Source organism: Chryseolinea soli (assembly GCF_003589925.1).
GTDB lineage: Bacteria > Bacteroidota > Bacteroidia > Cytophagales > Cyclobacteriaceae > Chryseolinea > Chryseolinea soli.
The window spans coordinates 1,696,492-1,715,888 of the sequence record NZ_CP032382.1; the positions used below are offsets into that span (position 1 = coordinate 1,696,492).

General features: G+C 50.2%; 19 protein-coding genes and 5 tRNA genes. 15 read left to right on the top strand and 9 right to left on the bottom strand.

The window, feature by feature from the left end:
• The first annotated feature begins 39 nt into the window (after positions 1 to 39).
• Positions 40 to 744, top strand: coding sequence for an ABC transporter ATP-binding protein (locus D4L85_RS07250; protein ID WP_119753702.1), 705 nt, complete (start codon positions 40 to 42; stop codon positions 742 to 744).
• Between the two features lie 10 nt (positions 745 to 754).
• The gene (locus D4L85_RS07255) at positions 755 to 3,154 is read left to right on the top strand and encodes an FtsX-like permease family protein (protein ID WP_119753703.1); all 2,400 of its coding nucleotides are present in this window, start codon (positions 755 to 757) and stop codon (positions 3,152 to 3,154) included.
• 205 nt (positions 3,155 to 3,359) lie between these two features.
• On the opposite strand, the gene D4L85_RS07260 is transcribed toward D4L85_RS07255, so the two are convergent.
• From D4L85_RS07260 to D4L85_RS07280, 5 genes are read right to left on the bottom strand one after another with little or no spacing between them, the layout of a single operon-like run.
• Positions 3,360 to 3,821 carry a luciferase domain-containing protein gene (locus D4L85_RS07260; RefSeq protein WP_119753704.1) on the bottom strand — a complete coding sequence of 154 codons (462 nt, stop codon included), beginning with the start codon at positions 3,819 to 3,821 and terminating at the stop codon, positions 3,360 to 3,362.
• A 1-nt stretch (position 3,822) separates the two neighbouring features.
• Complete coding sequence (locus tag D4L85_RS07265; RefSeq protein ID WP_119753705.1) at positions 3,823 to 4,206, bottom strand: DoxX family protein; 384 nt, start codon at positions 4,204 to 4,206, stop codon at positions 3,823 to 3,825.
• A 10-nt stretch (positions 4,207 to 4,216) separates the two neighbouring features.
• On the bottom strand, positions 4,217 to 4,576 hold the full coding sequence (locus D4L85_RS07270) for a c-type cytochrome (protein WP_119753706.1): 360 nt from the start codon (positions 4,574 to 4,576) through the stop codon (positions 4,217 to 4,219).
• A 10-nt stretch (positions 4,577 to 4,586) separates the two neighbouring features.
• Positions 4,587 to 5,063, bottom strand: a complete 477-nt coding sequence (locus D4L85_RS07275; RefSeq protein WP_119753707.1) for a hypothetical protein — start codon at positions 5,061 to 5,063, stop codon at positions 4,587 to 4,589.
• Between the two features lie 11 nt (positions 5,064 to 5,074).
• Positions 5,075 to 5,713 carry an NAD(P)-dependent oxidoreductase gene (locus D4L85_RS07280; protein ID WP_119753708.1) on the bottom strand — a complete coding sequence of 213 codons (639 nt, stop codon included), beginning with the start codon at positions 5,711 to 5,713 and terminating at the stop codon, positions 5,075 to 5,077.
• A 120-nt stretch (positions 5,714 to 5,833) separates the two neighbouring features.
• On the opposite strand from D4L85_RS07280, the gene D4L85_RS07285 reads away from it, so the two are divergent.
• From D4L85_RS07285 to D4L85_RS07300, 4 genes are all read left to right on the top strand, one after another.
• On the top strand, positions 5,834 to 6,502 hold the full coding sequence (locus D4L85_RS07285; RefSeq protein WP_119753709.1) for a MarR family winged helix-turn-helix transcriptional regulator: 669 nt from the start codon (positions 5,834 to 5,836) through the stop codon (positions 6,500 to 6,502).
• Between the two features lie 23 nt (positions 6,503 to 6,525).
• A complete protein-coding gene (locus D4L85_RS07290) occupies positions 6,526 to 7,404 on the top strand; it encodes a helix-turn-helix domain-containing protein (RefSeq protein ID WP_119753710.1) in 879 nt (292 codons plus the stop codon).
• A gap of 84 nt (positions 7,405 to 7,488) precedes the next feature.
• Complete coding sequence (locus tag D4L85_RS07295) at positions 7,489 to 8,775, top strand: vanadium-dependent haloperoxidase (RefSeq protein ID WP_119753711.1); 1,287 nt, start codon at positions 7,489 to 7,491, stop codon at positions 8,773 to 8,775.
• Between the two features lie 254 nt (positions 8,776 to 9,029).
• Positions 9,030 to 10,244 (top strand): hypothetical protein, encoded by a 1,215-nt coding sequence (locus D4L85_RS07300; protein WP_160143587.1) that lies wholly within the window; start codon positions 9,030 to 9,032, stop codon positions 10,242 to 10,244.
• Positions 10,245 to 10,291: 47 nt separating this feature from the next.
• Here D4L85_RS07300 and D4L85_RS07305 read toward each other — a convergent pair whose 3' ends face one another.
• On the bottom strand, positions 10,292 to 10,849 hold the full coding sequence (locus D4L85_RS07305) for a HigA family addiction module antitoxin (protein WP_119753713.1): 558 nt from the start codon (positions 10,847 to 10,849) through the stop codon (positions 10,292 to 10,294).
• Between the two features lie 5 nt (positions 10,850 to 10,854).
• Positions 10,855 to 11,127, bottom strand: coding sequence for a hypothetical protein (locus D4L85_RS07310; protein ID WP_119753714.1), 273 nt, complete (start codon positions 11,125 to 11,127; stop codon positions 10,855 to 10,857).
• Positions 11,128 to 11,422: 295 nt separating this feature from the next.
• On the opposite strand from D4L85_RS07310, the gene D4L85_RS07315 reads away from it, so the two are divergent.
• The 7 genes from D4L85_RS07315 (at position 11,423) to D4L85_RS34360 (ending at position 14,414) form a co-directional block, all read left to right on the top strand.
• A tRNA-Asn gene (locus tag D4L85_RS07315) sits at positions 11,423 to 11,495 on the top strand.
• 329 nt (positions 11,496 to 11,824) lie between these two features.
• Complete coding sequence (locus D4L85_RS07320) at positions 11,825 to 12,463, top strand: RNA ligase family protein (RefSeq protein ID WP_228450797.1); 639 nt, start codon at positions 11,825 to 11,827, stop codon at positions 12,461 to 12,463.
• 284 nt (positions 12,464 to 12,747) lie between these two features.
• Entirely contained in the window at positions 12,748 to 13,101 is a 354-nt protein-coding gene (locus D4L85_RS07325) for a DUF4180 domain-containing protein (protein WP_119758688.1), read from the top strand.
• A gap of 227 nt (positions 13,102 to 13,328) precedes the next feature.
• Positions 13,329 to 13,403, top strand: a tRNA-Pro gene (locus tag D4L85_RS07330).
• 135 nt (positions 13,404 to 13,538) lie between these two features.
• A tRNA-Tyr gene (locus tag D4L85_RS34355) sits at positions 13,539 to 13,621 on the top strand.
• 500 nt (positions 13,622 to 14,121) lie between these two features.
• Positions 14,122 to 14,194, top strand: a tRNA-Arg gene (locus D4L85_RS07335).
• 136 nt (positions 14,195 to 14,330) lie between these two features.
• Positions 14,331 to 14,414: transfer RNA gene (locus tag D4L85_RS34360), tRNA-Ser, on the top strand.
• A 104-nt stretch (positions 14,415 to 14,518) separates the two neighbouring features.
• Here D4L85_RS34360 and D4L85_RS07340 read toward each other — a convergent pair.
• Positions 14,519 to 17,131, bottom strand: coding sequence for an ABC transporter permease (locus D4L85_RS07340; protein WP_228450798.1), 2,613 nt, complete (start codon positions 17,129 to 17,131; stop codon positions 14,519 to 14,521).
• Between the two features lie 3 nt (positions 17,132 to 17,134).
• A complete protein-coding gene (locus D4L85_RS07345; protein ID WP_119753715.1) occupies positions 17,135 to 17,467 on the bottom strand; it encodes a PadR family transcriptional regulator in 333 nt (110 codons plus the stop codon).
• 288 nt (positions 17,468 to 17,755) lie between these two features.
• Here D4L85_RS07345 and D4L85_RS07350 point away from each other — a divergent pair, with 288 nt between their 5' ends.
• The gene (locus tag D4L85_RS07350) at positions 17,756 to 18,109 is read left to right on the top strand and encodes a YciI family protein (protein ID WP_160143588.1); all 354 of its coding nucleotides are present in this window, start codon (positions 17,756 to 17,758) and stop codon (positions 18,107 to 18,109) included.
• A gap of 36 nt (positions 18,110 to 18,145) precedes the next feature.
• Positions 18,146 to 19,384, top strand: a complete 1,239-nt coding sequence (locus D4L85_RS07355; protein ID WP_119753717.1) for an RNA polymerase sigma factor — start codon at positions 18,146 to 18,148, stop codon at positions 19,382 to 19,384.
• Positions 19,385 to 19,397 lie beyond the last annotated feature (13 nt).

Genomic DNA, 19,397 nt, shown 5'->3' on the forward strand with positions numbered 1-19,397 from the left:
GTAATCCTGCGTTGCCATATTGTTGTACAAAAAAACAATATGAACACGGAACAGTCCAAACGGCTCATCGAATTGAGTCATGTCACAAAATCATTTCCTTCGGTCTCGGGAAATTTTCAGGCGTTGAAAAATGTGAGCCTGAAAATTGACAAAGGTCAGCTCGTGGCCGTCACCGGAAAATCGGGGAGCGGGAAGTCCACGCTTCTCAACATCATTGCCGGCATCGATAAGCCCACGGAGGGCCAGGTCGCGATCAATGGCATCCGGGTGGACAAACTCTCGGAAAGCGAACTCGCCACGTGGCGGGGGAAAAATATCGGTGTTGTTTTTCAATTTTTTCAACTGCTGCCCACCCTCACGGTCATCGAGAACATTATGTTGCCGATGGATTTCTGCAACCGGTATCCCAAAAACGAGAGAAGAGCGCGTGCACTGGCTTTGCTGGAGCAAGTGAACATCAAGGAGCAGGCCGACAAACTTCCCTCCGCTTTGTCCGGCGGGCAACAGCAGCGCGCGGCCATTGCGAGAGCCTTGGCCAATGATCCGCCGGTCATCATTGCCGACGAACCCACGGGCAACCTGGACTCACAAACGTCGGCCGCCATCTTCGAATTGTTTGCAGCCCTGGCCCGTTCGGAGAAGACGGTCATCGTGGTCACACACGAGAAGGATTTTGCCGACTACTTCAAAGATGTCATCGTGATTGCGGACGGTGCGATTGTCAACGAATTTATTCCCGCCTGAAAATCCCGCCATGAAAACACGATACATCAAAGTCATCCGCGACCTGACGTCCGACTACTCAAAGAACATCATGCTCATCGTCGCCATCGCCCTCGGCGTTTTTGGCATCGGCGCCATCCTGGGAGGTTACAGCGTCATTAAACGCGAGATGACCGACAATTATTTAAGCACCACGCCTGCGTCGGCAACCCTGGAACTCGAAAAAGAAATTTCAAAAGGTCTGATCGACAGTGTCAGAAAAATTCCCGGCATACAAGAGGCGGAACGCCACGCCACCGTCACCGCACGGATGAAGGTTGGTGACAAATGGTTTCCGCTACTCCTCTTTGTCGTTGATGATTTCAAAGACAAACGAACGAACAAGCCGCATCACCTCAGTGGAGAAGCAGACCCTTCACCCGGGTCAATGCTGGTAGAGCGAACCGCATTGATCGTCATGAATGCCAGCGAAGGTGACGACCTGTTGATCAAAACGCCCCATGGCAAACCCATGAAAATAAAATTGTCGGGAACAGTGCATGACCCCGGCCTGGCACCGGCGTGGCAAGAGCAAGCCGGCTACGGATACATCTCGCTCGAAACGCTCCACGCCCTGGGAGAAATGCAGGGCTTTGATCAGCTCAGGATCCTGGTCAGCGAGCATCCTTATTCAAGAGATCACATCATGGAGCGGGCACAATCGGTGGCCCGTCAGGTGGCACTCGCGGGCTATGCGGTTCACGAGATCCAGGTGCCGTCGCCTGGAAAACATCCGCACCAGAGCCAGATGAATGCCGTCATGTCGATTTTCATCGTATTCAGTTTTATGATCCTCGTGTTGGGATCCATATTGGTGGCCACGTCCATGGCCACGCTCATGGTGAAGCAGGTCCGCCAGATCGGTGTGATGAAAACGATCGGAGCGAGCTCGGCTCAGGTGATGAGTTTATATGCGCTGATGATGGTCTTGCTTTGTGTGCTGGCCCTGATCGTTGCTATTCCGCTAAGCCAGTTGGCTGCTGCTGGTTTTTATCGCCAGCTGGCTGTTCTTCTCAACCTGGAGATCAATAACAGTTCCATTCCTTATTGGGTCGCGATGACTCAGGTAGGCGCTGGCCTCGTCATTCCCCTCATCGCGGCGGCTCTTCCGGTTATTCGCGGCAGTCGCATCACCGTCAAAAATGCATTGGATAACTACGGCGTTGCAAAAAAATACAGCGCAAGCACGTCGTGGGTCGTGCGTTTTTCACAGTTGAGTTTTTTTAGCGAGACCTTCCGTCTTGCTATTCGAAATGTTTTCCGGCAGCGTTCGCGGTTGGTGATGACCCTTGGATTGCTCGCCGCCGGCGGTGCCATGTTTATGACGGCGCTCAATGTGTCGGAAGCCTGGGAAACCAATCTGAAAAGAATATACACGCAACGGTTGTATGACCTGGAAGTACACCTGAATAATTTTACCCCGGTTGATTCGACCATCAAAAAAATTAAAGCCATTCCCGGTGTGCGTACGGCAGAAGCTTGGAGCAGTTCGCCCACATCCGTCAGCAGAGAAAATGCTTTGAATATAACGGGCACGTACCCCGACAAAGGTCACGCAAGTTTTAGCATGTTGGCACTCCCCGTGCCCACACAACTCCTAAATCCCACAATTACCGAGGGCGTGTGGCTTCACGATCCAACAGCGCATGATGTGGTGTTGAATCAGTCGGCAAGAGGTTTGTTAAAGATCGGCGACGAGGTATCGCTGGCCATCGAAGAGAAGGTTTCCACCTGGAAGGTGATCGGTTTTGTGGAAGACGTTGGCTCACATTCCACCGCTTATGTGTCGCTGCAAACTTTTTCGACGATAACAAACACTGCGGGCCAGGCAGAGATGCTCCGGATTTCTTACCTGGATCGTTCAAAGGAAAATGCGATGCACAAGAACCTCGAAATAGAAAAGCTTCTCGAAAAGGAGAACATGGCCGTGAGTTCCACCATCCCGGTGTGGTTGCTGCGCAATGCCATTGCCGCTCACATGAAGGTGCTCGTCAATTCGCTGTTGGCCATGGCGCTGCTCATGGCCCTCGTCGGCACTATCGGATTGGTGTCTACCATGAGCATGAGTGTGCTGGAGCGAACCCGCGAGATCGGCGTGATGCGCGCCATTGGTGCAACACCCGCAAAGATCAGAAACCTGATCGTCTGGGAAGGCCTGTTGATCGGCACGATCAGTATTTTCGTGGCCTTTGTTCTATCGGTGGTGTTGTCAACGTACATGGGAAGACTGATCGGTGACATGGCGTTCAGAACGCCCTTGTCTCTGACCATCTCAGCCTTTGCGTTGATCACCTGGATCGTTGCCATCTTTGTTGTCGCTTATGTGGCCGTGTTGTTGCCGGCAAGAAGAGCAAACCGGATCAGCACCCGCGAGGCGTTGGCTTACGAATAGACATTCCACTTTGAAATCGATAACCCGGAACAGGATGCGTTGCCATTCTATTCCGGGTTATTTTCTAAGACCATGCATCCCTTCAGGGCCTGCATCGGATCCTAAGGATCAACATAAAAAGGTAGTAGTAGGCAATTAAAGGGATTCGATACATTTTACTTTCTGCACAGCGTTTCTCATCGTTGCATCAGCACATTCCAACTACCTATTCCATGTATGGGTAGGCTAAAATCTTTTTCAGATCACCCGGAAGCTTCACCACCTCCTTCTCCAGATAGGTTTCCATCATCAGGACGTCATCATAGGTGTTCCTCAACCGGAGGAGATATGAAAACCGCAGCAGGGAAATCGCCAAGAAAATATCTTCGTCTTTAAGAACCGGAAAGGTGATGGCCCGGTCGGGAACAAACCGGTGCTGTTGTATCCGGTCGAGCGTCAAAAGCTCGGAGGTGAGTTGACGGCCAAACACGATGTCGAGATTTCCATTCCAGTGAACGTGTCCTATTTCGGTTTCGTGAAAGAAGAACGCTTTTCCACCCATCGGGTGAGGAAACGAACCGAGGCCGTGCCAGGTAGTTACCTGATCCTCTATCCGGCCGATCAATTTTTGAACCGCCGGCCGCGTGACCTTAAAGAACAGATGATAAAAGAAAGCGGGATGCATCATGTCACACGTTGATACTGAATTTGCGATGGCTCACCTTGTAATAATAGAGGTAGGAAACCACCAGGGTGATAAAGAAGAACGTGTGAAATACTTCCAGCAACACGCTATCGCCACTGGACAGGTGCGCCACCGGTGTGGACAATAAAACAATACCAAAACCGAAATAAGCAAACTCCCGGATCTTGTGGGGAGTCCCCGGCACAACGAGGGCCAACACCCCCAGGAGTTTCGCGGTGGTCAACTCCAACCTAAACCAATTGGGCAATCCCAAATGGACAAATGCTTCTTTCATTTCCGGATTGAATGCAAAGTTGACCGCGCTCCACAACATGATCGCCACGATAATGCCCGTGGAAATCCAATAGATGATCTTATCCTTCTTCATAGGTCGTTATTTATTTTTTCAAAGTTTTTATATAGCCCACCAGTTCATGTATTTCCGTTTTGGAAAGACTCGTCTTAAACGACGGCATCGCGTTCTTGCCGTCGGCGATGATCGTTCGAAGCGCGACCGTGTCCAACGAAGTCAATTGCAGATTCGCTGCTCCGGCAATTCCGGCAGTGCCATCGCTGCCGTGACACACGGAACATTTGCTTTCGTAAAGCGCTTGACTGCCCTCGGTCGTCACTCCCTGCCTGACGCTGGTATCTGACGCGACCGGGGAAGACTGTCCCTCTGCCGCTTCCTTCTTCGCACAACTCCACGCGAGACACAGGGAAATCGCGACGACTACTCCGTTAATGATGCGTGACATCGGTAGCTCTCTAGTTGAACTTAAAGACACTCAATAGCAGAATGGCAAAAAACATGACGAGCTGCACCGCATGGAAGATCGATAGATTTCGTTTTATCTTTTTGATCTGCTGCGAAATGCCGGCCCCGGTCTCTTGCAGGATCTTCGATAGCTTCGATCCCTGCCCCCTGCGTATTAACAAACCGTTCAGGATGGTGAGCAGCACGATCGGGACTTTTACCCTCAGCCACACTTGCTCACCGAACACACCGTGTGTAAACGCCATCATCCCCACCGCCGTGATGATGATGAGCAACATGCCCACGCCCATCAGCACGGGAAATTTGGACATGGCCTGCCAAATCGCCTGGCCCTTAGGCGGATCCAGTTCGTATTGTCGCCAAAATTGATTGACCGATAAATAGTCGACTACCGTCGTACCGATAAAAAGAATGATCCCCGTGATGTGAAACAGGAGGAAAGCATGATAAAGGGTTTGTGTTGTCATGGATGTATAAATTAATATGCGATGTCTATGATGGATCGAAACGTGCGCGCGTCGTTGACAATGCCGAGCATGTAATGCGCGAGGTCTGCCCGGTTAATGCTAAAGGGTCGCGCGAGGTGCGTACCAACGGCCACCCTATACTGGGCGGTGAGGGGTTTGTCTTTCAACATGGGAGGCCGGATGATCGACCAATCGGCCGCGCTGGCCTGCACTGTCTTCTCCATAATGCGCAAGTCGGCATACGGATTTTTTAAAATTCGTTGCAAGACCTGCGTTGCGAGGAGCCGGATAAAAAATCCCATCTCCTTATAAGTATAGAGTGCGCCGGCCGAAAGACAGATGAGGCGCGTCACGTTTGCCTGGTGCATGGCAGCCAGAATGTTCTCCATCCCTTTCGAATAAACCGTTGTCGGCTTGACATCCCGGCCCACCCCGAGACAGGAAATGACCGCTGTTTTTCCCACCATTTCTTTTTCGAAACTGGAAAGCTGCAGCACATCACCTTTCACAATGGTCAAGGCATCGTGCCGGAGGGTGAACGCCGCGGGGTTGCGCACCACGGCCGTGACGGAAAATCCTTTTTCGAGCGCCTGGATCACCGCTTCCCTGCCCGAACCACCTGTGGCGCCGAAAATCAAAATGCTGTCCATAAAGGCTGTTTTTTATTCCGTTTTCGTTGTAAAACGCCTAAATGTACAACGGTTTCGTATGTTTACAATAGATTCGTATAAAATATTTTACATTTGCTACGAAACCGTATTAATTTCCTAATGGAAAAAACGATTGAATTGGTCAACCTCTGGGGGGCCTTTGCCACACAACACCCGGATGCGAGCATCGAGGATTTTTGCCGGCACCTGCTGATTCATAGACGGGAAAACGAAAATAAGGGTCCGTTACTAGGCGGGGTGGTGCCCATGCACACCGATGGGTTGCTCATGAAACTGATCGGCCGCATCCACAAGCTCCATGTTTTCTATGCCTCGGCCGCATTCGTCGGAACACCTCTGGGCCAATTGGAAGAGTTCGGACTCCTGGCGACGATCCAGCAACGCGGCAATCCAAAAAAATCGGAACTGATCTACAGCAACCTCCTGGAACTTTCGAGCGGAACAGACATGGTGAACCGTTTGAAATACAAGGGACTCATAAAAGAATTTGACGACAAAGACGACAAACGCTCCAAACGCATGTCGCTCACCCCGCTCGGGGAGAAGACCATGTCGACGTGCATTCATCGCGTGTTGAAGCTTGCCCGGATGATGTTGTATGAAATGACGGAAGATGATAAGCAGTTGTGTATTCAGCTCTTGAAACATGTCGAGATCAAATTCGCAGGGTTGATACAGAAACACAAAGGGGAAACGTTCGAGGATATTTATAAGGAGCTGGTGGCAGAACCGGACCAGAAAACAGAAAAGAAGAAGAAAAATTCTTAACTTTCTTGTGATCCCTCTCCGTCATGATCAATTATGTAGAAATACTTAAATCGGATCCCATCCATTTTAAGCAATTCTCCTGCAAAGAATTACTTTTCCTGAACTATGACTGCCCGGTAAAAGAGAAAAAAATAGCCAAATGGTCAGAGCACAATTATTTCTATTATGTGCTCTCCGGTCAGAAAGCATTGTGCACACCCAATCGCTCCTGGCTGCTGACAAAAGGAACGTTGTCGTTCATCAAACGGGGCGCCTGCCTGGTTGAGCAATTTTTTCGCGAACCGTTTTGCATCGTTGTTTTCATTATGCCGGATTCGTTTATCTCACGATTCATTCTCGAAAACAAAGATCAGGTACCCCCCGCGCGACAGCATCAAAAAGATGATGACCTGGTGCTTCCGGTAGAAACCGACGACGTGCTCCACAAATTCTATGAGTCCGTCCTGCCCTACTTCACCTCCAAAACGCCGCCTTCAGAGAAGTTGATCGAGCTCAAGTTCAACGAGCTGTTGTTGCACATCGTGAACAATCCCGACAACGCCGAGCTGATATCCTACATGCATTTGGTCGCCTCCCACAAAACCGGTACACTGGAGAAAGTGATGGAGGCGAACTATCCCTACAACCTCACGCTGGCGGAATATGCCACGCTGTGTAACCGGAGTCTGTCTTCCTTCAAACGCGATTTCGAGGCAACCTACAAGACCTCGCCCGGACGTTGGCTCTTGAATAAAAGATTGGAACATGCCCACCGGCTTTTGTCGGACGTGGACAAGACGCTGTTCGATGTTTTGTTGGAAAGTGGTTTTGAAAACCAGGCGCACTTCAGCAGTGCGTTCAAAGCGCGGTTCGGCCAGTCGCCGTTACAATACCGGAAAACGCTGGAGGCCACCGTGTCATGAACTTCTCAGCATAAAAGTTGGACTGCTAGCCAAAACCTCGCCAAGTCCCTCGCACTATCTTTATCCTATCAAAAAGAAAGGAATATGAAAAAGCTCATCCCCCAGAGCATGGCATTGCTCATGCTGTTTCTCATTTCCATTGGCGTTCCGGCAAAGGATACGTCTTCGGGAAAATTGCTTTCCGATTGGATCGGTGTTCATCTAAAGCTCGTGCGCACTACGCAAGGCGTCGCGCATGTGGCTTACTCCCGGCACTTCTCCTACACCGCGATTGCTTGCTATGAATCGGAGATCATCGGCGATAAGAAATACAGATCGCTGGCAGGCCAATTGCAAGGTCTGAACAGCTTGCCTTTGTTTACATCCCCGACTCAAGGCGAACCGGCAGCCAGTGTCAACGCGGCCTACGCGGCGATGCTTCGGCATTTCTATGGCAAAAATTCAAATGCCTACCTGATCGACTCCACCGAAGCGGCCAACATCGCATGGCTTCAACAATGCGGCGTGACAAAAGATGCGCTTTCCGCTTCCAGTGAATTTGGAAAAAGCGTGGCGCTCGCCATCATTCAGTGGTCGGAGACCGACGGTTCCGAAAAAGCCGACGCGCCCTATTCGCCGCCTGCAGGCGAAGGGCAATGGCAGCTCACGCCACCTTCTTTTAGCAAGGCTGCCATGCCCTACTGGGAAAACATGCGGAGCCTGGTGAGCGGAAGCGGCACAAATGTGTTCGCGAAAATGCCGCCCCAATACTCGCTCGATCCTAATTCCGATTATCAAAAAATGGTAAAGGAAGTATATGACGTCTCGCTTCATCTCTCGGAAGAGCAAAAGAACATTGCTTTGTTTTGGGATGATTCACCGGGAGAGCATTTAACGGTATTCGGTCATTGGTCGTCCATCGTGGCCCAACTCATCGACGCTAAAAAATTATCGCTGCTGTCGGGTGCCGAAGCCTATGTCAAGATGCATATCGCGCTGCAAGATGCAACGATGGTGGCTTGGCATGGAAAGTATCTGTACAACGTGTTGCGGCCGGTAAGCAATATTCAAAAGACGATGAAGGCCGGCTGGTTGCCCCTCATTGAAACGCCACCCCATCCCGAATTTCCCGCCGCACACGCCACCTTCTCTACGGCCGCAGCCACGGGATTGACGAGCGCCCTCGGTGAAGGTGTCGCGTTAACCGACAACACGTATGCCTACCTGGGAATGCCGGCAAGAAAATTCCCCTCCATTAAAGACGCCGCTAAAGAAGCGGGGCGCTCAAGGTTGTATGGAGGTATTCACTATAGTTTTTCGATAAACGAAGGATCGGCCATCGGGGAGCGCACGGCGTTGAATGCGTTGAAAAAATTGAAGTTTAAAAATTGACGACGGGTTACGTCATTCACCGTTCAGCTTGGAGAGAACGATCTTTATGATTGAAGTACCTCAAAGCCATGGCATACTTTAATTAATAGAAAGCCCGTGTTTTTTACTGCAACGGCAGGTGCCTTTTTCCGGGCCTGCCGTTTTCAATTTTTCACCCAGCAAGTACAAACACAGTTCTTGAAAGAATAGGATTTCTGCAGCCGACGCGTTATTTTGATGAGGTGATCAATAAGATTCTAAAAGTTGTCTTCTGTTTGCCGGCTATTGTTGTTCTGCTCGTCATCCTATTTTCAAACATCAATCTCTACTACACACCGGAGATAACGTTTGTTGCTCCCGATAGTGTCCGTGCCGATCTGCTCAAAGAACTCCGTGGACTGAAAAGCGCGTTGCATGACAACGCCGATATAAAAATGCAGCGCCTGTACCCAGAAGGTTATCTCTTCATGAACGCCATCTATGGATTGGCGTGGTGCAATTTCATGGAAGGATTGAGCAACGAATCCGAATACTTCGAAGAAGGCACGGTCGAACTTAAAAAAACGTGGGATAAAATTGATTCCGATCGGGGGCGTTCTCCCTTTAACGAGTCGCTCCCCTTGCGTTATGGCGCCTTCTACACCGGGTGGAGCACTTATTTCCTGGGTCGGAAATTATCACTTGAACATCCCACCAAAAGAAAGGAAAGTGAGGTTACCTATTTTAAACAACAATGCGACAGCATCGCAGCCGTTGTAAAGGAGAGGATTTATCCGGTCAGCTACTACGGAGGCGCATGGCCCGCCGATGCCATTTTATGTATAGCGTCCTTGTCGTGGCATGATAAACTTTTCGAGCCCCGATATGCCGAAGTGCGCAAAGCGTGGTTGGAGAAAGTAAAAAACAATCTCGATGTCCATGGACTGATCCCCCATTCGGTCAGTCCATTAAACGGAAAACCCGTTGAGAGTGCCCGCGGTTCATCGCAAGGGTTGATGCTGATCTTTCTGCGGGAAATTGATGCCTCCTTTGCTTCTGAACAGTTCGCCATCTTTCGATCCAACTTCCTCGATCGTACCCTGGGCCTTTCCGGCATTCGCGAATATCCAAAAGGCGAGTTTGGAATCGGCGATGTCGACTCAGGGCCCATGCTCTTTCAGGTCGGTTCTGCGGCGACGCTCGTCGGCATGCAAACGCTATGCCTCTATGGCGACGTCGAGAACAGTGTTCAGATGCGAGATGTCATCGAAGCCGTGGCTTTTCCATACGAACGAGATGACCGGAAATCCTACCTGTTCGGTCTCATGCCGATAGCCGATGCCTTTATAACCTGGAGTCACAGTGTCGAGCGCAGTCATGACAACGTTTCATCGTCATTTACAACTTTTCATGTCATAAGTGCTGCGGTATGCATTGCCCTTGGAGTATTTCTCTGGATCATATTGAGACCAAAAAAACCAACGTCAGATGTGTTGCATGTCCCGTGGTAATTGTTCAAGGCCTATCCTTGCCGCAATACTGGACCGTTAGACGGACATTAATCCAACGCACAAAAGATCTTCTTCATCGCCGAATCTCGTTTTTTATAATTCGGACCTGCAACTTTGAAATGACTGTCGAGCACAACCAGGTTTTTTATCTTGGCAACGTCAAATAGCTTCTCCTCTTGCGGATCGTTCACCTGGTAGGCGCGTAGTAGCGCCGTACCTTTTGTTCCCACACCATAGCATTGCGGTTCGGCGGTTCTCAACTTGCCGTTATACTCAAATTGAATCTGTAGTTTCTTTTTGATCGCTTTACAAATCAAAATGCCGGTCAACGAATCTCCTTCCACGGCTTCCATCTTCTGATAGCCTTTGGCCAAATCAAAGTTCATTTGTGCCTGCAACCAAAACTCGGGAGTGGTGCCCAGCAATTTGCTGAGTTTGAAGGCCATCTCAACCGAAACGGCATACTCTCCTTTTATAACGGCGTATAAATTTTTTCGTGCGATGCCCAGGGCGCCCGCCACTTCGGTGATTGTGAGTCGATGAGGTTTGATGTAAAGCTCTTCGAGGATCTGACCGGGGTGACTGGGGCTGTGCATGCGTGGCATAGAGGTTACTTTTGGTCCTGGCGATAATTAAGCTCCCGTATCTCTCCTTTAACAAACCGGAACGAAAATGTTCCCATGCCATGGACCGTCAGACGGCAACTGTCGTTACTTTCTTCCAGAACACTGACCTGTGCAATAGAAAGATCGCGCAGATCTTTGGCGGCATGTATCACGGAAAGCCACAGCAATAAATAGTCTTTCAGCTCGCGCGACAAGCCGCGGGCCGTTCCTTTCTCAAAGAGACTTTTTAAAACGCTATGACGAATAGATACGATCATCAACAACCCAAAACGTATTTTCTGCGTTAGGGGTGACAAAAGTAAAAAAATATTTGTAACCTGCGGGGTAACATAAAGAGAACTTGCTATCTTTGCATCACATTAAGAAAATGAAAATGAAACCGAGTATCCATCTGAATAACCGCCACACCAGCTCGCAAAGCATATGTTTTGCAGGGAGAGGAGCTTATGGCGCATGCCCGGGTCGAAGTATTTATATCTAGCATTAGATTTATTCTAAATACGAAGCCCCGGGTCTACAGCCTGGGGCTTTTTCTTTGCTCAAATCTTAATCGGACACATAGCTCAGCCGGTAGAGCAGGGCGCTGTTAACGCCCAGGTCGATGGATCGTGCCCATCTGTGTCCTCCTATGTTAAAAAAAACGAGGTGTATCGACTCACGCTTATACCGTGTTGAAATCGTAGTCTGGTTACACGTTGGTTCAAATCCAGCCACCTCGACGGGAATGAAGTAAGATCATAAATAAAGCAATATGGAAACTGACAAGACGATCGGAGAGAAAAAATTTCCGGCCAAAGCATTAAGGTGATGCTCCTGCCTTTTAAGCAGGAGAACACGGATCGTTACCGTGTGGCCGGACAAGAATGAGTATTCATCAGTCATCGCAAAATCACGGTGAATGATCGAAGTATTTTGTTTAACAATTAAGGAAAGAATTTTTTTACACGTTTTAATATGAAAGAGTACCACAAGATCCAGACCGTATTTTTACGGTCCCCGGAAAGCAATTTTAAGACCCTCATGGAAGGTCACTGGGCATTGCCGGAGTTTGAAATTTTAAAGGACATTCCATGGATCTGGACTGAAAAAATTGACGGAACGAATATTCGTATCCAGTGGAATGGCCGGGAAGTCCGTTTCGGTGGAAAAACTGACGACGCCCAAATCCCTACGTTTCTGCTGAATGTTTTGCAAGACAAATTTACAGCAGACCGGATGAAGGCCGTTTTTACTGACGCCACCGAAGTGTGTTTGTACGGCGAGGGTTACGGTGCCAAAATTCAAAAAGGTTCCCATTACCTGCCCGATCGAACGGATTTCATTTTGTTCGACTGCAAAGTTGACAACTGGTGGTTAGCCCGTCCAAACCTGGAAGATATCGCGAACAAACTTTCCATTGGCATTGTTCCGATTATGGGTATGGGCACGCTGCCGCAAGCTGTTGAATTGGTAAAGAAGGGCTACAAATCCACGATCGCACATAATAAAAATTATGACGCCGAGGGATTAATTATGAAACCCGCCGTTGAATTGTTCAACCGGCAAGGTCAACGGATAGTCTCCAAAATTAAATTCAGAGACTTCATCCGTTAAGAAGTCAGTGTCCCAGGTATAAATGGTTATTGTACTGGGGACATTGTTCTCTGGAGATTAAGCTAACTAAGTAGAAGCATCCCGCCGAAAACGGGAGGGACTGGAGCGTTACCAGAAATCTCCACATAGGGCAAGTCGGAAGGATGGGAGGTATATTCTCCTGTCCCACGTCAGTGCCGGTGGCGCGATAGCATAGTCGCCGAAAAATGCGTTCCGGGTTTCCCGGAAAGATCGAGGTTAAAGCCCTCCGCGCCACAACACATTGTGAAACAAATAAAAAAATCATGACGAATCACGTTCTACACAACATCAACGGCGAGGTTATCGCCGAGCTCCAGGCCAACGGCACCGCCATCCGCGACGCCCAGCAGTTCCTGGAAATCATGATGAATCTCCCCGCCGATAAGATTGTCATTCACAAGGCGTGTTTAGATGAATCATTTTTCGATCTGCGTAGCGGCCTTGCCGGCGAAGTGTTGCAAAAAGTGGCGAACTATTCCAGGCAACTGGGAATCGTCGGTGATTTTTCTGTTTATGAAAGTAAGAGTTTGCGCGATTTTATTTACGAGAGTAACAAGTCAAACACCGTGGCCTTTGTGAGTACACTCGATGCTGCGTTGAAAAAACTGAGTGCTTGAAAAAAATATTCAAAAAGTGTTACCTAATGGGTAACAAATAAAAAATTACATCGTATATTTGAGTCATGAATAAGAGAAACGTACATAGTTCCTATCGCCGACCCCAACCGCTAACAACCCGGGAGGCCGGACTATGTATGCCTGATCAATGATGTAACATCGCGTTGTGTAAGACCATACAAGCCTCCCTGATCAGGAGGCTTTTTGTTTTTATAGGTAATATTTATAGGGTAATAGAGGAGTCGGTCGTCCTCGCTTGCTTTGGACGCAAGAGATCCCTGGTTCGAATCCGGGTTACCCTACGTGGTCGCCGTAGCTTTAGCGAAGGCGGGCGGCGCTCGCCGAAACTTTAGCGAAGGCGAGCATTGCTCACAAAGCTCTCAACGCTGGCGAGTACCACTCACCACGCTCGTTTGATGATGAGCAAAAAAGTATTTCGGAGAGTAGTCCGTAAGTGGGAGCGGGCCGCTCTGTAAAAGCGGTGCTTTTAGCCTTGGGTGTTCGATTCGCCCCTCTCCGACTTGCCCGCCGTAGCTTTAGCGAAGGCGGGCGGCGCTCGCCGAAGCTTTAGCGAAGGCAAGCTTACTCATCGAACCATCAGCGAAGGCGAGCTTGCCTGAACTCGAGCGTGAGATTGTTTGCAGATGTCGGTCTGACCGTTCTGTGAGATAGTACGTTCTGGAGCGTTGATTTCTTCACGCATTTCATAGCTCCGCTCCCGGGCCGCGGGGGCCCCGCATGTTCCCATCCGGGCTTAACCCTATCCGCACATGCCCATGCCAGGCCGAAGATAGGCTTAGGCCCGGATGGGAACATGCTGGAGTTGGTGTGGGTGCGAAGTGTGGGTGTGGCTCGTACCATTCCGTTCGCCTCCGACTCATCGTGATGTGATGAGCAACCCGCCTTCGCTAAAGCTTCGGCGGGTGATATACATGGTGATGTAACGCAAACTGGTTTCGCGGCGGGATTGTGGATCCCGTGTTTATGAGTTCGAGCCTCATGCATCACCCTTATTATAATTGCCCTGTCGTCTAACGGATCAGGACACGAGGCTACGAACCTCGAAGTGCAAGTTCGATTCTTGCCAGGGCAACACCTTCGCTAAAGCTTCGGCGAGCGAGGCAGGCAGACATTGGTTCGCTGCACTGTCCTGCTAAGACAGGTCCCGGGCTATGGGATGAAGGTTCGATTCCTTCGCTCTCCGCTTAAGTCTTTGAGTAATTATACATGGAGGGTACCCGGCCGGATGAGGAGCTTGTCTTGAAAACAAGTAGCGGTTAACCCCGTTGTGAGTTCGAGTCTCACACCCTCTACTCCCGCCGTAGCTTTAGCGAAGGCGAGCTCGCCCGTCGAAGAAGACTTACCCATCGAAACTTTAGCAAGGCGAGTTCAATCGTCGAACTTATTCAAAGCCGACTTATTCATATTTCAAACTATCCGAAGGATTCGCGCGACTGGCCCTCAGGGACTGCCAGCCCACGGGCATCAGCGTCATCATCAAAGTTATCCCACCGGCGATGGCAAATACAATCCAGGGTATTTCAATGTGATTGGTGTACCGCTCCAAAAACAATTGCATGATGTACCATGCTATCGGAGCCGCCACCCCAAACGCGACCGTTACCAACACCAGAAAATTTCCGGAGAGCAACAACAGTATACTCGAAACGCTTGCCCCCAGCACTTTACGGATGCCAATCTCCTTCGTGCGGCGCGTGCACACGAACGAGACCAATCCATATAATCCCAGGCAACCGATGAAGATGCCTACGCCGGCAAAGGCGGTGAGCATGTGTGAGAATTTGTTCTCGTCGTCATAGAATGTGCGCAACTCGGTGTCCAGAAATGTGTACTGGAAATAGTTGTCGGGAAATTCCTGTGTCCAGTATTTACCGATGAGGGCGATAGCTTCTTGTGCCGCCGACGGGTCGATGCGGACGCTGGCGAGAGAAAAATGGTTCTTGCGAAAAGAATAAAGATGCGGAACGATGCCTGACTTCAGGCTTTGCGAATGATAGTTCTTTACGACACCGATCACGGTCCGTGGCACAGCATTGTCGCCCTCCGAGAGCTTGGTCCCGATAGCCTCATCCGGCGTAGCAAAGCCCAAGGCCGCGGCGGCCTGTTCATTGATCATGACCACAGGGTTTGTCTTGGAGGTATCGTTCGCCTGAAACATGCGGCCGGCCAACAGCGGGATCTTGTAGAACCGGAAATAGCTGGTGTCTACAAATTGCAACCGGAAGGTAGCCGCGCCGTTGGCTAAACCCGGATGCTTGATGGTCCACCACCACCAGTTGCGCGTGCTCGAGGGTGACGTGAGTCCGAAGGTCACGTCCTGGATCACGGGGTGTTTCAACAGTTGCTGCCGCAGGTGTTCGCGTTTCACTTCGTCGCCGCCATCGGGCATGTCGATGGTGATTACCGATTTCGTATCAAAACCCAAATCCTGTGTGTGGAAATACTGCATTTGCTTCAAGGCGATCAGCATGCAGATCACCATCACCTGGGCAATACCAAATTGAAAGACCACCAGGGCCTGGCGCAAAGAAATGCCCCGGGCCGAAAGCGCTGCCAGCTTATTGCGCATGACGCTCATTGGCTGGAAGCCTGACAAAATCAGTGCCGGGTAAAATCCGGAGGCAAATGTTACGGCAAGTCCCGTGATCAACAAAAAAACAAACGTGTTGCCGTTCCACACCGGTGACCCAGCGATGTGCGTGTTTAAAAGATAATCCATGCGCCCCACCAACAATGTCGCCATTCCACCCGCGATCACCTCCGCCATCAACACAATGACGGCGGTCTCGACAAAGAACTGACACACCAGCGCCGCGCGACTACTCCCCAGGATCTTGCGAACGGCAATCTCGCGGCTGCGCTGCACAGATTGCACGGTGGCGAGGTTCACAAAATTGATGCAGGCAATGACCAACACAAAAAGCCCGATGTAGAAAAGTGTATCGGGTAGCCAGTGCGGCATGATGTAATTATACGTATCGTTGTCCTCATTGAAGTGCATCTCCGAAAAAGGCAGGAGTTTGAAATAGGTATACTGCCCGTTTTCTTTGTGGAGTTCAGCTTGCTTTTTTAATTGCGCCTCTACACTCGCAGGGTCCACGCCTGCTTTCAACATGACATAACCGTGATGACTGGAGTCGCCGCCGCCCCAGTTGTTTTCATCCGATTGCCACCCCGCATAAAGGGACAGGGTCTTATAGGAGGTAATAAATTGAAATTGGAATTCCGAATTGGCGGGTGCTTTTTGAATGATGCCCGTAACCGTAAGATCGTACGCATTGTCGTAGCGCACCGTTTTTCCCATGGCGCCCTCGGGAAACAACCGGCGGGCCGTTGGCTCATCCAAAACCAACTGGTAAGGCTGGGACAGGGATTTGTCCGGCGATCCAGCGATCCATTTTATGTCCAGCGTTTTCATGAATTCCGGCGTGACATAGAAGCTGTGTTCCTGTTGCAGGTTCTCATTCCTTACCTTGATCACGTTTGGATTCCAAAACAACGCCGCCGACGCACTCTCCACCCCACTGTTTTCTCTCAAAAACTTTATCACGGCACCGGGCACATGCGAGGTGGGCTCATTGAATTTATCATAACTCATGACCTGGTACATTCGCTCCGCGCCCGGATATTGCCGGTCGAAGCTATTCTCGAAGCGGACCACCCAATACATCATCAGAAAGGTGGCAAGCCCCAGGGCGAGACCCGCAATGTTCAGGGCGGCATACGTACGGTTGCGCAGCGTGTTCCGCCAGGCCACGATAATAAAGTTCTTCAGCATAGCGCGTTGGATAAAAGGTGAAGCGAAGGTGTTTCTTAAAATAATACCTGGTCTGAAAAATCGAATGGCTTGACGTGCAAATCGCCGCCGTGCCTTCCGCACACCCACCACCTCAACGTCTGCGTCGAATGCCTCCAGCAAGTCGCCTTCGATGCCCTCGTACAATTGCGAGGGGCAGAACCACTTCAAAAAACGAAGGGCCAGGCGCGGCGGATCGATTTTTTGGGACATAGCCTACCGCCCCGCGAATTTAAGTTGAGGAATAAGCTTCCAAAGATCGGTGCGCATCTCCTTGATGGCGCGCAACATGGCCAGGCCCGCATTGGTGATGGTGAAAATGCGCTTGCGTCTTCCACCACGGGCGTTGGTGGCACCGCCCATCTTCGATTTGATGAGGCCTTTATCCTCAAGGCGATAGAGCGTGACGTGAACGGCACTTAGCAGCACCTCGCGGCCGGCGCGTTCCTTTATTTCGCCGACAATCGCGTTGCCGTATGCTTCCTCCTGCAGAATGCCCACCATGGTCAGCACCAGTTCCTCAAATTCGCCCAGGTATTCTTTCCCCATTTGTATGTATTTTGTTAAAGTAATATACGGCTTGTCTTTCTATTTGTTAGCATTTTGCTAAAGATATTTTTTTAAGTTCATCAAAAATTGCAAGCGCGGCGCAGCCAAACCCGGTCCGTTCTCTGAAAAGTGCAGGTTTTACAAATTCAGTAGAGGATTTCACTTTATTTAAATGAACCTGTCCGGATTTCGAGACCCTCGTTGTCTTTAGGACATGAAGCCATTTATCTCGTTCCGGCTTTACGGATTTTGAATTACTTTATAACTTACATAACACAATTTATGACTATGGAAAAATTCATGCTGATCATTCGCGAAGACCTGAAACGCATCGGTGCGCTGACCGACGAGGAGCGCTTCTCCAATATGCCTGAGCAAATGGAGTGGATCAAGTCTATCGCCGAGTCGGGCAACTATGTCACGGGAGAACCGCTGGAAATTCGGGGGCGTTATGTGAGCAAGAACGAAGTGCTGTCGGACGGACCGTTCATTGAAGCGAAGGAAGGCATTGCCGGCTACGACATGATCATGGCCGAGAACATCGATCAGGCCGTTGCCATCGCGCAGATGTGTCCCTTGGTGATGAAGGGCGTGGCCGTTATTGAGGTGAGACCCGTGAGCATGCTCGACACGCTTTCGTAGCCTTAGCAACGCAATTCACAAAGACAAGAACAACCGATGGCCAGCATAGAGCAAGCCGTAGACAAACTTTACAAAGATCATTTTGGAAAAATGGTCGGCGTCTTGCTCTATGCCTCGCGCGACATCGACCCCGAAACGGCCGAAGATCTTGTCCAGGATTCCTTTTCCGCGGCACTCACCGATTGGAAAAGCAACGGCATACCTCTCAATCCCGCGGGGTGGATCTACAAAGTGTGCCGCAACAAGGCGCTCAACAAAATCAAAAAAGAAAAACGCACGGAGGGCCTCAACGAAAATACATTCCAGGAATCCGTAGAGATCCGTTTTTCCGAATCCGCTTTGGACGATCAACAGTTGAAACTATTATTTGCCTGCGCTCATCCCGATCTATCACCCAAAGTGCAGGTGGTGATCACGTTAAAATATGTTGTCAACCTGAAAGTAGACGCCATCGCCGGTGTGTTGGGCATGACGGTGGACGGCGTGGATAAATTGTTGCTCCGGGCACGGCAAAAGATCAGGGACGAAAAGATCCTGCTGGAGGAGCCTCCACCCGCGGCCCTGCGACCGCGATTGCCCATCGTCCACAAGATCATCTATCTCATCTTTAATGAAGGATACAAGTCGTTCCGCGGCACGGAAATTATACGCGAAGAACTATGCGAAGAAGCGCTGTTGCTGAACAAAGCCCTCATGGACGCCCACCTGGGCAACAAACACACCGCAGCACTTCACGCCCTCATGTTGTTCAACAGTGCCCGCTTCAAATCCCGCTTCGGTCTTTCTGGCGAGTTGCTGAACCTTGAAGAGCAGGATCGCTCGCTTTGGGACAAAGCCTTGATCCAATTGGGCAACGACTTTCTTCATACGTCAAAAGGCGAGGAGATCACTTCCTTTCACCTGGAAGCCTCCATAGCATTCCTGCACTGCAGAGCCCATTCGTTTGCCGACACCGACTGGACTACGATCACACAATTGTATGCGCGGTTGCTCAAAGAGCATCCCAACCCTTTTGTGGAGCTGAACTATGCCATCGCGCTTTTTTATTCCGGGCAAAGGCTGAAGGCGTTTCAAATCTTGCATGCACTGGAGCGTCAACCCATTCTAAATCAATACTACTTATTGAACGCGGCGCTTGGAAAACTACATCACCTCGAAGGTCAAGACGATCTGGCGACGCAATACTTAAAGAAGGCCCATGAACAAACGGGGGTTGCAAAAGAGCGGGAACTTATTCAGAAGATGATACTCGAAATCGAGACCGGCGAGTCATAATAGCGCATCCTCG

Excerpts from the sequence above, each read along its gene's own strand:
- D4L85_RS07250 (WP_119753702.1), top strand. The coding sequence starts at position 40 with ATGAACACGGAACAGTCCAAACGGCTCATCGAATTGAGTCATGTCACA.
- D4L85_RS07255 (WP_119753703.1), top strand. The coding sequence starts at position 755 with ATGAAAACACGATACATCAAAGTCATCCGCGACCTGACGTCCGACTAC.
- D4L85_RS07260 (WP_119753704.1), bottom strand. The coding sequence starts at position 3,821 with ATGATGCATCCCGCTTTCTTTTATCATCTGTTCTTTAAGGTCACGCGG.
- D4L85_RS07265 (WP_119753705.1), bottom strand. The coding sequence starts at position 4,206 with ATGAAGAAGGATAAGATCATCTATTGGATTTCCACGGGCATTATCGTG.
- D4L85_RS07270 (WP_119753706.1), bottom strand. The coding sequence starts at position 4,576 with ATGTCACGCATCATTAACGGAGTAGTCGTCGCGATTTCCCTGTGTCTC.
- D4L85_RS07275 (WP_119753707.1), bottom strand. The coding sequence starts at position 5,063 with ATGACAACACAAACCCTTTATCATGCTTTCCTCCTGTTTCACATCACG.
- D4L85_RS07280 (WP_119753708.1), bottom strand. The coding sequence starts at position 5,713 with ATGGACAGCATTTTGATTTTCGGCGCCACAGGTGGTTCGGGCAGGGAA.
- D4L85_RS07285 (WP_119753709.1), top strand. The coding sequence starts at position 5,834 with ATGGAAAAAACGATTGAATTGGTCAACCTCTGGGGGGCCTTTGCCACA.
- D4L85_RS07290 (WP_119753710.1), top strand. The coding sequence starts at position 6,526 with ATGATCAATTATGTAGAAATACTTAAATCGGATCCCATCCATTTTAAG.
- D4L85_RS07295 (WP_119753711.1), top strand. The coding sequence starts at position 7,489 with ATGAAAAAGCTCATCCCCCAGAGCATGGCATTGCTCATGCTGTTTCTC.
- D4L85_RS07305 (WP_119753713.1), bottom strand. The coding sequence starts at position 10,849 with ATGCCACGCATGCACAGCCCCAGTCACCCCGGTCAGATCCTCGAAGAG.
- D4L85_RS07310 (WP_119753714.1), bottom strand. The coding sequence starts at position 11,127 with ATGATCGTATCTATTCGTCATAGCGTTTTAAAAAGTCTCTTTGAGAAA.
- D4L85_RS07320 (WP_228450797.1), top strand. The coding sequence starts at position 11,825 with ATGAAAGAGTACCACAAGATCCAGACCGTATTTTTACGGTCCCCGGAA.
- D4L85_RS07325 (WP_119758688.1), top strand. The coding sequence starts at position 12,748 with ATGACGAATCACGTTCTACACAACATCAACGGCGAGGTTATCGCCGAG.
- D4L85_RS07340 (WP_228450798.1), bottom strand. The coding sequence starts at position 17,131 with ATGTCCCAAAAAATCGATCCGCCGCGCCTGGCCCTTCGTTTTTTGAAG.
- D4L85_RS07345 (WP_119753715.1), bottom strand. The coding sequence starts at position 17,467 with ATGGGGAAAGAATACCTGGGCGAATTTGAGGAACTGGTGCTGACCATG.
- D4L85_RS07350 (WP_160143588.1), top strand. The coding sequence starts at position 17,756 with ATGGAAAAATTCATGCTGATCATTCGCGAAGACCTGAAACGCATCGGT.
- D4L85_RS07355 (WP_119753717.1), top strand. The coding sequence starts at position 18,146 with ATGGCCAGCATAGAGCAAGCCGTAGACAAACTTTACAAAGATCATTTT.